The sequence below is a fragment of the Streptomyces sp. NPDC051064 genome (assembly GCF_044455985.1).
Taxonomy (GTDB): Bacteria; Actinomycetota; Actinomycetes; order Streptomycetales; family Streptomycetaceae; genus Streptomyces.
Genome location: NZ_JBITFK010000021.1, coordinates 23,611 through 35,871, shown reverse-complemented (window position 1 = coordinate 35,871; position 12,261 = coordinate 23,611). Strand labels below are relative to the sequence as shown.

Genomic DNA, 12,261 nt, shown 5'->3' with positions numbered 1-12,261 from the left:
CTGTAGGCGAGGCGGGAGTGGTCGTCGACGGCGGTGTGGATATAGCTGTAGCCGGCTTTGGAGCGGGTCTTGCGGCCTGCCTGTCGGCCCAGGGCCTTGTGGCCGCCGCCGTCGGGGATGTTGCCGAGTTTCTTGATGTCCACATGCACGAGTTCGCCGGGCCGGTCGCGTTCGTAGCGGCGGATGACGCGGCCGGTGGCCCGGTCGAGGTGCGCGAGCCGGGCCAGGCCGTATCGGGTCAGGACGCGGTGCACGGTCGATGGCACCAGGCCGAGCAGATGGGCGATGCGGGCCGGTCCCCATCGGCGAAGGACACGGACCTTGATGATGCGTCGTTCGGTGCGGGTCGGGGTCCTGCGGGGGCTGTGGTGCGGACGGGAGGAGAGGTCCGTCATCCCCGCCTCGCCCAGGGTCCGGTAGCAGCCGGCCCACCGCTGGGCGGTCGTGGGCGAGACCTGGAAGCGTTCGGCGGCCCGGCGAAGCGGCCAGCCGTCCTCGACAACGCAACGCGCCAGCCGCAGACGTCCGGTCTCGGTCAGGGGTGCATTACGGTGAGGCATGAGGGCCTTTCGGGCTGGTGTAGACGTCGCAATCCACACCGAACCCGGAAGGCCCTCACTCGTTCAAGATCCCCAGACGGTGATCACTGTCACCGCCCCCAACCTCCGCGGACAGAACAGCTAGCTCGTGGTCAGCGGTGACCGTTGCCCTCTCCGGCGCGGCCGTTCTGGTGGTCCGCGGTGGTGGGTGCCCATTGGAGGAGGAAGCGCAGGGCTTCTTGGGAGGGGGTGTCGGGTGGGGCGGTGTAGGCGATGAGTTGCTGGTCTGGGTGGGTGTCGACGGAGAACTGCTGGACGTCCAGGGTGACGGCGCCGACGACCGGGTGGATGTAGGTCTTGGTGAGTTCACGGGGTCCGCGTACCTGATAGGTGTTCCACCAGGTGCGGAAGTCGTGGTCGTGCACGGTGAGTTCGCGGACCAGGGCGGTCAGGGCCGGGTCGTCAGGGTTGCGGCCGGCCTCCATCCGCAGGACCGCCACGCATTCGCGGGCGGCGCGCGACCAGTCTGCGTACAGGGACCGATAGGCGTCATCGAGGAAGGTCAGCCGGATCAGGTTGCGCTTGTCCGGGGGGATCGTGGCGAAGTCGGTCAGCAGGGCCGCCGCGCCGCGGTTCCATGCCAGTACGTCCATACGGCGGTTGAGGATCATCGCGGGGATGTCGTGCATGCCGTCGAGCAGTTGCCGCAGTTGAGGGTCCGCCTGCTGTTCGGCCGGCCGGCGAGTGGGGGCGGGCTGCGTGACGTCGGCCACGGTGAACAGGTAGGCGCGTTCGTCGGGGGCGAGCTGCAGCGCGTCGGCGAGCGCGTCCAGGACCGGGCGCGACACCCGGCGGGTGCGGCCCTGCTCCAGGCGGACGACGTAGTCGACGCTCACGTGGGCGAGTTGGGCCAGTTCCTCCCGGCGCAGCCCCGGCACTCGGCGCAGGCGGCCGTCGTCGGGGAATCCGGCCCGACGAGGGTCGAGGGCGGCACGGCGGGCGTACAGGAAGTCGCCCAGCTCGTTGCTGTGGGAGGGGTTGCCTCGGTGTTCCATGGCTCCAGTGTCCACCGGATGCCGGGCTGTGTGCCTGGTACCGGGTTGCATAGGCAGAAGCCTCCCTGGCACCTGCTGCCGGGCGGCGCGATGGTGGGGATGTGGCCAGGGCATCGGCGGCCACCGGGAATCGCACTTCGCGGCTTCCGCACCCTCCGTACAGTTGGAGAGCACCATCATGAGGACTGACGTCACTTTCACCAGCGCAGGACTGAAGATCGCCGGGCACCTCTATACCCCCGACAACGCCGGTGCCGGATCCGCCGGTCCGCGCCCCGCGATCGTCGTCGGGCACCCGGGAACCGGGGTGAAGGAGCAGGCCGCCGGCCTCTACGCCGAGCGGCTTTCCCGCGAGGGTTACGTCACCCTCGCGTTCGACGCCGCCTACCAGGGCGAGAGCGAGGGTGAGCCGCGCGGGCTGGAGAACCCGGCCCAGCGGGTCGAGGACATCAAGGCCGCGGTCTCGTTCCTCACCACCCGTGACGAGGTCGACCCCGAGCGTATCGGGGCGGTGGGCATCTGTGCGTCCGGCGGTTACCTGCTCGCCGCCGCCGCGGCCGACCACCGCATCAAGGCCGTCGGCACCGTCAGCGGCGTCGACATCGCCCGCCAGTTCCGCCTTGGCGCCGACGGCACCCAGGACGCCGCCGTCTTCCAGGGCATGCTCGACGCGGCAGCGGCCGCCCGCACCGCCGAGGCCCACGGCGAGGGCGTCCAAACCTTCCAGCTCTTCCCCGACACCGCCGAGCAGGCCCACGCGCTGGGCGGCCAGCACGCCTTCGAGGGCTACGAGTACTACTGCACCGGTCGCGCCGAACACCCCCGCTCGGGCAAGTTCCTGCCCTGGGCCAGCATCGACCACATGGCCACCTTCGACGCCTTCCGCTTCGTCGAGCTGATCGCGCCCCGCCCGCTGCTGATGATCGTCGGCCGCGAAGCGGTGACCTCCTGGATGGCCGTCGAGGCCTTCCAGAACGCCAGCGGCCCCAAGGAACTGCACTGGATCGACGGCGCCAGCCACGTCGACCTCTACGACAAGGAGCCGCACGTCACCGCCGCCGTCGCCAAACTCACCGACTTCTTCACCACCGGCCTCGCCGAAATCAAATGAGGCGTCGCAGCGATCGGAGCAGCCGCCGCACGGACGGCCTGTCGGGCAACTCGTCCCGATAGCGGGTCATCCGCCCGCCGCAGGCGCCTCAACCCCGCGTCGTGAAACGCAAGAAGTCCAACTTCGCAGTCTGACGCGACGAGCGCGCGGCAGTCTGCGCGGTGCACACCAACCATGGCTCGCAGTGCACGCCGCTGCGTTCGCCGACGCCTGCCCCCCAAGCCAGGGTCCAGCAGTTTATGAGGGCCACGGGCAGCAGCGCGGATACGACCCGATACGCCTACTCACCTGGAAAGTGCTTCTTTCCTTGCGATGCACAGGTCCCTAGACCGGTCCCATCGTTGCAGCTCAGCAGCACTCTCCACTTATTTGATCAAGGACCGGACAAGCCCCTCGTGAAAGCCCCGGGTTAACCTCGCCGTTTCGTTTGGGTACGGCGGCTGGTGGGGTGGAAACGCGAAAGTGCCTTCCTGACCTGGGACGATGAACCTTGCTGAGGGGTGCTGTCGGTCCAGGCGGAGGGCACTTTCTACGTGCAGGCTATCGGTTCACGTCCCAAGCTCGTCATTTCCGCCGATGGTTCGGGGGTGGTCGGGCATGCCGGTGCACGGCTGCTGGCTGATCTCGCTGATGCCACCGGGCTGACCGCCGCGTACTCCACCGTGCTCAGGCCGAAAAAGGGCGGCTTCGGCTTCCACCCGCTGCTGTGCTTCCTGGCCAACACCGGCGAAGCGCTGTCGGGCCGGCTGCGTCCCGGAAACGCCGGTGCCAACACCGCGAGCGACCACATCACGGTGCTCGACCAGGCACTCGCGCAGATCCCCGACGCCCACCGGCACGGCACCGACATCCTCGTCCGCACCGACAGCGCCGGATCCGCGAAAGCCTTCCTCGCCCACGTCCGCGACGTGCGGAAACGAGGAATCCGTACCTTCTTCTCGGTCGGATACGCCATCACCGAGCCGGTCCGCCGCGCTGTCCAGGCCATGCCTGACCGCCTCTGGCATCGCGCCCTGAACCAGGACAGGACACTGCGCGCCGGCGCCGAGGTCGCCGAGCTGACCGGCATGGTCAATCTGGACGGCTACCCGGCCGGCACCCGCATCATCGTGCGCCGAGAACGGCCGCACCCCGGCGCCCGTCTGTCCCTGTTCGACCAGGACGAGGGCCTACGGCATCAGGTGTTTCCTCACCGAGCCCGTACTCCAGTAGCGGTTCCGCCCAGTTCCTGGAGGTCCGCCACCGCGGACATGCCACCGTCGAGGACCACATCCGGTGCGGCAAGAAAACTGGCTTCGGCCGCTTCCCCTCCCGCCATTTCGGCGTCAACGCCGCATGGCTCGAACTCAGCCTCGCCGCGATCGACCTGCTCGCCTGGACCCGTGTCCTCCTCCTGGACGGGGAGCTGGCCACCGCCGAGCCGAAGAAGCTCCGCTACCGGCTACTGCACGTCGCCGCCCGCCTCACCCGCGGCGGCCGACGCCTCCACCTGCGGATATCGGCGACCTGGCCCTGGCGACACGAACTGGCCACGGCCTTCCACCGCCTCGCCGCACTACCCCGACCCGCCAGCTGACCGGAAAGCCCAGTCCGCCCACGACCCGAAAGAACCCGGAGAACCCGCCCAGCGCGCCGGGACTCCGTCCTGCCCAACAACCGAAATCACACCGGGCACCCAATAGTTGGAGATCAGCGACGGCGCCTCATCTCAACCGAAACGGCGAGGTTAGAGCCGCAATGTCAGCGAGACGGCGCTCCGTCTCGGCGGGGACGTCGTCATCGGCCGTCTCCTCTTCGAGAACGCTGACGACGTCTTGCGCAGATGCCAGCGCATTGCGCAGCTGACTGGCGTCGTCGGTGGGCCTGCGGGTCATGAGCCAGGGATTGTGCGATACGTCCTTGAAGGTGCGCTGCTCGCAGATGCTGTTTCTGCAGGCGAGCCATATTTTCATCGCTCGCCATCAGCGCTTTCGGGAGTGCGGCGGACTCCGCGTGCGGAAGGAGCCCCGACGGCTTCGGGTCCCAAATCGATTGCCCTCGATACCCGGAGCGGTGTGGCATGTGGGCATGAGCAGAATGGCGCAGGTCATCGTGTTGGCGCGGTACGAGGACGAGGTGATGGAGCCGCTGACGCGGCCGGACGAGGCCCGCACCTGGCACGGCTGCTTTGTGCAGATCCCCTGGTTCGTGGGGGGCTGGCACATCGAGTTCGAGCGGTGGAACGGGCGCCGCGGCGTGCTCAAGGACCTGGAGTCCCTGCGGTGGAACGAGCCGGCCTGCGTGCAGGTCATGCTGCACGACGAGGACGACGACCTGTTCGGTCTGTGGATGTTCCGCGGCGGGGTCCTCGTCGAGGTGGGCATCCCCGGCACCCAGCGGGTGCACATCGCTGCCTCGCCGTGGGACGCGGACCCTGGCTTCCTGGTCCGGACCGGCCTGGGCAGGGGAGAGGACCGGCATTCGCCAGAGCACGTACAAGACCCGCGGTCGTGCTGGTGACCCGGCCCAGACCGCGGCCCGACACGATGCTGAAGCCGCCGTCGCCGGCCTGAGTGCCGAGAGGTGCGACCCCTGATCTCCCACCCCGGCCCCGAGCTCCAGTGGCACGCCCCGCTCCTCAAGCCCCTCCATGGCCGGCCGACCGCAGGAGGCCTTGTGGTCCGGATCACCGGCCGGTGGCGGAGAGGCCTGGAACAACCCGGGGCTGTTGTCGGTTCAACCGTCTGTGGGTACGGAGGGGACAGTGTCCCCGGGCCTCACCTAAAGCCCATGGGGAAGATCGTTCGGCTGAAGCCCCATGGAGCCCTCCGCCGCGAGGCGACCGCCCTCCGCACCTACACCCCAACAGCCTCGGCTGGCCTCCCCCGACCAGCCGGGGCTTTCCCGTGTCCGCGCTCGCTGGGAGAACAGGGCTTGGGCGTGGTCGCCCGTTTCAGGCCGGGTGACCAGAAGTGATCTCCGGTGACGTGTTGTCAGTGGTGGCTGCTTTGATGGTCCGGCCGAGCAAGGGGGCGCGGTCGGTGGGGGAGGGGGCTGGTTGTGCCGTGGGTGCGGGAGTACGTGCGCAGGGACGGAACGAGGGTGCGGGGGCATTCTCGGTGGGCTGTGGGTGGGCGCCGGGAGATGTCGATCGTGGCCGGGGTGGGCCTGGCGGTGATCGTGCTGGGTAATCCTTCGAGTTCGGCCGACGGTCCTGGTAGCACGCCGGGGCCCTCGTCGACCGCGGTGTACCCGGTCAAGTTCCCGAAAGCGGGGCAGGTGCCCTCGATGCCGAGGCCACAGCCGACGGTGTCTGACCCGATCCGGTTCCCCGCAACGAAGAAGGCGCCGGCCCGGCCGCAGCCGCGGCCAACAGTGACGTACCCGATTCCGTGGGACCGGAGCGGACGATGACCGCCCGCCGTCCTGCTCCGCGGCGTCGGCGCAGACCGTCCCGGTCACGCAAGCGTAAACAGGCTTACGCCGTCGACGAGGTCCTGGTCGGAGTTGCCGTTGTCGGGTGGCTGGTCTCTCGGCTGCTGCACTGGCTCGCCGCCTACCCCTGGGTCCCGCTGCTCCTCCTGCTCATGGCGGGAGCCGGGGCGTTCGTCTGGTTCCGCTTCCACGTGCAGCAGCCGCTCCAGCGGCAGACCCAGGTAGAAGCCCTGCGGTATCCCATGGGCAGGCTGGACCAGCTGCACACCGACAGTTCGAGCACGCGATACGCGACCTAATGCACCGCGACGGCTGCCGGGACGCCACCCAGGTTGGCGGCGCCGGCGACAACAGGGCGGACGTGAAGGCCACCGACCCCTTCGGCCCCGCTGGGTCATCCAGTGCAAACACCGCCGCGCAGGCCTAGCCGGAGCCGCCGCCGGGACCCCCGACCTCCACGTCCTCAACGGCACCGGACGCCCCGTCCACAAAGGCGACGTGATCGTGCTGGTCACCAACGGCCGCTTCACCGCCCCGGCCGTCGACTTCGCCGCCTCCCAGCGCACAGCTCACCGCGAAGAACGCGATGGGAGGCCGAGGGATTCAGCCAGACCTGCGCCACCTACCGCCGCACATGGACGACTTCGCCACACCGGCGGCCGATCAGTACTACACCGGAGAGCCCGGGTAGAGCGTGCCTGCGACTGGAGGAGTGGCCCGGTGCTGACCATCAACGTGGAGGTACTGCTCGCTTTCATCGTGGTCATGCGACTGCGCCGACGTACCGAAGCCCGAAGCCGGATGGACGAAAGGTTCACGGTCGTCATCGTTCTGGCCCTCGGCGTACTGATCGCCCCGACAGAGCTGGGCCAAGGAATCCTGAACATCCTGACTCAGCTTGTGCAGGGCATCTCCGATTCCGATCGAGCCAGGGCGAGCCGCACCCCCGACGCGCAGCCTGCGCACCGACCTCTCGAGCCACAGGAGCCCGGACGGTTCACCGTGGGTCCTGTCCATCCCCGTTAGCCTCTCGGTGCGATTCTCGTCGTAAGTGGCGTGAGGCCGTCCGCAGCGCACCGGAGCTCTGCCGGTCTCGGAAATCACCACGAGGTCCTCCTGACTTGCACGCCTTCTGCGCCGGCACGATGTCCCAGCTATGCACGCCGCAGGCTGCGGTGCACCCATCACCGACCGACACCCGCGGTGGGCCGGCGGCTGGGTCACTCCCGAGTTGAGCGCGGCCCGTTGTGTGACAACCCCGATGCTCGTCCTATGGCTGCGAGGCCTCTGCTCGGGACGCTCACCGGCCTGGAGTTCGGCACCCCGCATCGTCCCTATTGAGCCTATGGGGGTGGCGGGGTGCCGTGTCCACTGCCAGGACGGCACCCCGCAATCGCGTCATTCCCCTCAGCCTGCACGCACATCTGGCGGAGCGCGGTATTCCGAATTGGCACGTGGTTCCTGCGGAGTTACGCTCCCTCCTTACTTGATCCATACATGAGGAGGATTCGTGAAACCTGCTGGTCGAACGGGTAGGTCAGGAAGAAGACCGGGCACAACGGGATCATCGCGGTGGGCAGTTGCCGCCGTCCTGACCGCCCTGTTGGCAAGCTCCTCGCCTCTGCTGACCGCCGTAGCAACAGCAGATCCCACGGGGGACGCCGCGGACTCCGCCACGACGCGGCAGGAGGAGTCCCCGGCCCGTGTCGAACTGGTCGCGGAACGCACTGAGTCGACCACCACCTGGGCGAATCCTGACGGAACCCTGACCGTGGAGTCCTATACCGGCCCGATCCGTGTGAAGCAGTCCGACGGCGGCTGGAAGCCCGTCGACACCACGCTCGTCACCGACGGTGGCGTGATCCGCCCGAAGTCCGCGGCAGCCGACATCACCCTTTCCGGGGGCGGCGACAGCCGGCCGCTGGCGGAAGTCTCCCGGGGCGGCAAGTCTCTCGGGCTCGAGTGGAAGGGGACATTGCCCGCTCCCGAGCTGAAGGGTTCCACCGCGACCTACCGTGACGCCGTCGAGGGCGGTGACCTCGTGGTGACCGCCCTCAAGGAGGGGATATCCCACTCGGTCATCCTCAACGAGCGCCCGGACAGCCCCGTCACTTACGAACTCCCTGTCCAGGCAGATGGGTTGACGCTGCAGGAGACCTCCGAGAAGCGGCTTCAGTGGCAGGACGACAAGGGGAGGACAGTCGCCACCGCCCCGGTCCCGGTGATGTGGGGGTCCGGCGAGCGGGGCAGCACCGGAGAGCCCCAGCACCTCGCCGCCATCGACGTCACCGTGAAACAGGAGGCCGACGGAGACGGGCAGGTACTGGTACTGAAGCCGGACCCGGCTTTCCTCTCCGACCCGGACCTGGCATACCCGGTCACCATCGATCCGACCGATTCCCTCCTCGGCCCGGTCACCGACACCTGGATCCAGTACGACGACTACCTCACTTCGCAGAGAGGCTCGACGGAGCTGAAGTCCGGTACCTACAACGGAACGGAGAAGGCGCGCTCCTTCCTCAAGTTCGACGTCGCCAAGTACGCCGACAAGCACATCCTCGATACCGACCTGCGGCTGTACTCGTACTACTCCTCCACCTGCAACACCGCCAACTCCGGTAACCAGGTGCGCCGGATCACCACCGCCTGGGACCCGTCCGCCGTGTCCTGGTCGGCCCAGCCGACGACCACCGCGACCGGTGCCGTCACCTCCACCGCGGCCAAGGGCTACAGCAGCAGCTGCCCGGCCGGGCACGTCTCCTGGGACGTGGACTCCATCGTCCAGGCCTGGGCGGGCGGCGAGCCCAACTACGGGGTGCGGGTCGCTGCTGTCGATGAGACGGACCCGCTGACCTGGCGCCGCTACCATTCCTCGAACCAGACCGACGGATCCCACAACGCGGCCTACGAGCCGTCCCTGACGGTCACCTACAACAGCCTGCCGGGCACGGCAGCTGCCGTGTCGCCCGCCGCCGGAAGCCTCACCTCCGACACCACGCCCACCCTGTCCGCCAAGGCGACCGACGCCGACGGCCAGCAGCTCACCCACACCTTCGAGGTGTGGACCCCCACCGGTACCTCCGCCCTGCGCACGGGCACCTCGGTGGCCGTGGCTTCCGGCGCCGCCGCGACCCACACGGTTGCCGCGCTGCCCGCGGGATCGTACAAGTGGCGGGCCAAGGCGTCCGACGGCACCGACACGGGTGCGTGGTCGGGCTGGCAGACCTTCACCGTAGACACCACCGTGCCCACGGCCCCCACTCTCACCTCCAGCAGTCACCCCGTGGCCGGCAACTGGTACGGCACGTCCTCCTTCGCCGGCTCGCTCGCCTCCACCGACGCGTCGGGCATCGCGGGCTACGCGGTGAAGATTGACCAGGATGCCACCACCAGCCCGGGCACAGCGGTCACGCAGACCACCACCGCCGTCACCCGGACCGGCCTCGCCGACGGCATCTGGTACGTCCACGCGGCCGCCGTCGACAAGGCGGGCCTCTGGTCCGCAGCCCGGCACTCCGCCTTCCAGGTGGACGTCACCGCGCCCGGCGCCGCCGGCAGCCTGGCCTCCTCAACCCATCCCGTGACCACCAGCGCCTACGCGAACCGAACCGCCTCCTTCACCTGGTCCGCCCCCGCCGACCGGTCCGGCATCGCGGGCTACGCGGTCACGGCGGACCGGACGGCCGACTCCCTGCCCCCGACCACCGGCACCCCGCAGACGGCCATGTCGTACACCGCGACCACCGATGCCGACGGCACCTGGTACGTCCATGTCCGGGCCAAGGACATGGCAGGCAACTGGTCCTCGAGCGCGGCTCACCTGCCGTTCAAGGTGGACATGAACCTGCCGGCCAGCCCGCTGATCAGCTCCTCCTCGCACCCCGACCAGACGCGGGCCTACCGCAGCGGTGACCTGATCGCCACCTGGACGGCACCCTCTGGCTCCTCCGCCGGTTACAGCCTGGTCGTGGACAAGGTCTCCAACACCGTCCCGGACACACAACCGGACACCACCGGCATGACCCACCGGGCGCAGCTCGCCGAAGGCACCTGGTACCTGCACGTCCGGGGCGTCGACAGCAACGGGACCGGCGGCGCGACCTCGCACTTCCGTGTCGCCGTGGACACCACCGCCCCCGGCGCCCCGGGTGTGACCTCGACGGACTTCCCCGTCGACGCCTGGACCGGAGCCGTCGGCACCCCGGGCGCCTTCCAGGTGACCCCGTCCGGATCCGACACCGCGAGCCTCGCCTACCGCGTGGACGGCGGAACGCCCACCACCGTTCCGGTGACCGGCAGTCCGGTCGAACTACGGATCACCCCGGCCTCGGCCGGCCCCCATGTGCTGACCGTCACCGTCACCGACCGGGCGGGCAACGTCTCAGCCGAGACCAGCAGGGCCTTCCATGTCGGGCGTGCGGCGATCACGGCCCCGGCCAATGGCGAGGTACTCGTCGGCTCGGTGGACCTCGAGGTCAGCAGCCCCGCCGGGCTCACCGAAGTCACCTTCCTGCAGCGGAAGTCACCGACCGCCGAGTGGGTGGCCATCCCGGCCGCCCAGGTGACCCACCCCTCCGACGGCGCTGCCGTGACCTGGCCCGTCCCGCTCACCAACGGCGTTTCGCCGAAGCTGGTGTGGGACACCTCCTCCCTGTCGGGCAGCAGCAGCCTGCAGATCGGAGCTCGCTTCGGTGGCCCGGCATCCCTTCCGCTCGCCGAGCCCGTATCGGTGGCCGTGGACCGCATCGAGATCATCGACGGCGGCTCCGGGCCGGACGCCGGAGAGGCCGAGCCCGCCCAGGCGTACGCCTTGGAGAAGGCCACCGCCCGGGCCGTCGCGGCTCCCGACGTGTTCGCACCTCCCTACATCGACCGGGCAGAGGGGACCGTGGTGGCTCCTGTCGTGGATGCCACCGCTCTCAGCACGGCCAGGGAGCCGATCCAGGTGGTGCAGGCACCGGCCGACGAGGGCACGGGAATCCCGGTGGACGACGCCGAAGGGGAGGCGAAGCCCGAGGGTTCGCCCGGCGAGCCCGAAGCGCTTCCCGATCCCCCCGCGGACGATTCCGTCGAGACCACCGGAGAGGAGAACTACGTTCTGGAGGAGCCGAGCGGACAGGAGGACGCCGACCAGCCCGCCCCGGGCACCCCGACCGTCACCGTGCAGGTCACGCCGGAGACCGAGGTCGTTGCCCACAGCCTCACCGCGCTGGAGTCCGTGCGTGACGAGGTGCTCCAGCTACCGGAAAGCGAACTGCCCGGCAGCTCCGCACTCCGGCTGGCCTACGTCGACCCCGAGAACAACCGGGTCGTCGTCGAGACCGAGGCCATGAACAGTCCGCTGGCCACCTCCCTCGGCGAGCGGTACGGATCCGACGCCGTCGCCGCCGAACTCGTGCCCGCCACCCCTCTCGAGACGTTGGACCGCCGCGACGACACCTCGCCGTACTACGGCGGCGCGCGGATCAGGTCGTACCTGACGACCAGTTCCGTCACCTGGTGCACCGCGGGCTTCCCCTGGCGGCACTCGGGCAAGTGGTACATGCTCACCGCAGGTCACTGCACCACCGGAAACGGAGTGATCGTGAACACCAAGGACACCGACTTCATCGGTGCGGTGGTCCGGGACAACTGGGCCAACAAGTCCGGTTCGGTCCGCCTCAAGGGACAGAGCTACTACTCCGGCGACCTCTCGCTCTTCCAGGTGCAGTCACCCAAGTCGGCCTCCGCGAGGATCTACAAGGGCGGACAGCACTCCACCTCGTCCCGGGTGGTGCACGACTACTGGCGGCGCTGGGCGCAGAACGGCGACAAGGTGTGCACCGGCGGCATGCAGACCGGTGAACAGTGTGGGTGGAAGGTGAAGGCCACCCAGGCCACCGTGAAGTATTCCGGGGGGACCACCGCAAGGAACATGGTCGTCGCCAGGAAGACCTCGGGCGCCTGCTCCATCCCGGGTGACTCCGGCGGCCCGGTCTACACTGTGGACGGCTCCGGGCGTGCTTACGCCAAGGGCATCATTTCCGGCGGCGGCGGGGGCGGCGGTGATAAGAGCGGCGGCCTGCTCGACCCTTGTGAGCTGGTCTTCACCGACATCGGCTTGGCCAACAGCGCCCTCCCCGGCCTGGTAGCGAGGTACTGA

At 69.1% G+C, this 12,261-nt stretch carries 7 protein-coding genes and 2 pseudogenes; 6 read left to right on the top strand and 3 right to left on the bottom strand.

From position 1 onward, the window contains the following. Both ACIBCU_RS38140 and ACIBCU_RS38135 read right to left on the bottom strand, forming a co-directional pair. Positions 1-560, bottom strand: a 560-nt coding sequence (locus tag ACIBCU_RS38140) for a helix-turn-helix domain-containing protein (RefSeq protein WP_399237251.1), incomplete at its 3' end; no start/stop codon positions are given. A gap of 131 nt (positions 561-691) precedes the next feature. Further along, positions 692-1,594: a helix-turn-helix transcriptional regulator gene (locus ACIBCU_RS38135; RefSeq protein WP_399237249.1), complete on the bottom strand. Its 903-nt coding sequence runs from the start codon at positions 1,592-1,594 to the stop codon at positions 692-694. A gap of 178 nt (positions 1,595-1,772) precedes the next feature. Between ACIBCU_RS38135 and ACIBCU_RS38130 the strand changes: the two genes are divergently transcribed. Together ACIBCU_RS38130 and ACIBCU_RS38125 are read left to right on the top strand one after the other, a co-directional pair. Beyond that, the gene (locus ACIBCU_RS38130) at positions 1,773-2,705 is read left to right on the top strand and encodes an alpha/beta hydrolase (RefSeq protein WP_399237247.1); all 933 of its coding nucleotides are present in this window, start codon (positions 1,773-1,775) and stop codon (positions 2,703-2,705) included. A gap of 503 nt (positions 2,706-3,208) precedes the next feature. Then, positions 3,209-4,281: pseudogene (locus tag ACIBCU_RS38125) on the top strand (IS1380 family transposase). Positions 4,282-4,408: 127 nt separating this feature from the next. Here ACIBCU_RS38125 and ACIBCU_RS38120 read toward each other — a convergent pair. Next, positions 4,409-4,657 (bottom strand): hypothetical protein, encoded by a 249-nt coding sequence (locus ACIBCU_RS38120; protein ID WP_399237245.1) that lies wholly within the window; start codon positions 4,655-4,657, stop codon positions 4,409-4,411. A 115-nt stretch (positions 4,658-4,772) separates the two neighbouring features. Here ACIBCU_RS38120 and ACIBCU_RS38115 point away from each other — a divergent pair, with 115 nt between their 5' ends. From ACIBCU_RS38115 to ACIBCU_RS38100, 4 genes and pseudogenes are all read left to right on the top strand, one after another. Further along, positions 4,773-5,204 carry a hypothetical protein gene (locus ACIBCU_RS38115; RefSeq protein ID WP_362940937.1) on the top strand — a complete coding sequence of 144 codons (432 nt, stop codon included), beginning with the start codon at positions 4,773-4,775 and terminating at the stop codon, positions 5,202-5,204. Positions 5,205-6,094: 890 nt separating this feature from the next. Further along, positions 6,095-6,683, top strand: a pseudogene (locus ACIBCU_RS38110) (restriction endonuclease); the annotation flags it as partial. Positions 6,684-6,839: 156 nt separating this feature from the next. Then, entirely contained in the window at positions 6,840-7,145 is a 306-nt protein-coding gene (locus ACIBCU_RS38105) for a hypothetical protein (protein WP_399237253.1), read from the top strand. Between the two features lie 577 nt (positions 7,146-7,722). Beyond that, positions 7,723-12,261, top strand: a complete 4,539-nt coding sequence (locus tag ACIBCU_RS38100; protein WP_399237241.1) for a DNRLRE domain-containing protein — start codon at positions 7,723-7,725, stop codon at positions 12,259-12,261.